Origin of the sequence: Halorubrum sp. Atlit-26R, assembly GCF_003666015.1 — an archaeon.
Classification (GTDB): Archaea; Halobacteriota; Halobacteria; order Halobacteriales; family Haloferacaceae; genus Halorubrum.
Window position 1 is genome coordinate 1 of the sequence record NZ_QPLT01000542.1, and the last position, 440, is coordinate 440.

Consider the following 440-nt stretch of genomic DNA (forward strand, 5'->3'; position numbering starts at 1 on the left):
TCGAACGCCGGTTGAGGTTGTTAACTAGACAGTGCCGTCTGTGATTATTTACTGCCTCAATTTAGTGAATTACTATTAAGTTTCAATTGGTTGACCTATCATTGATGTTTTTTCACTCACATCATATAATTAGAATTATAAAGTATGTATTCAATTGACATCATGTATGTCAGATAAAGACATAACTCGGCGAAGCATACTCAAGAAGATTGGAGTTGGAAGTGCTGTCGGTTCATTTGCATCTACGGGAGCCGTCGCTGCTGCGGAAAATAACTCCACATCCAAATCTCCTCCAAAAGAGAGCCAGCCTCAGATTGAGGTGTTAGCAGAAAATGACTCTCAGGCGATTTTCCGGTTGAAAGAATCTGGCGTCTCGCATCTTTATCGCGATTTTAGTGGTGGTGTTCACAAGTCTAATAAAGAGGAAAAGAATAAACAAG

The 440-nt window shown here is 40.0% G+C and carries 1 pseudogene; it reads left to right on the forward strand.

The features are described 5' to 3' along the window. Positions 1-166 precede the first annotated feature (166 nt). Positions 167-440 (forward strand): annotated as a pseudogene (locus DVK07_RS21860) (Tat pathway signal protein); the annotation flags it as partial.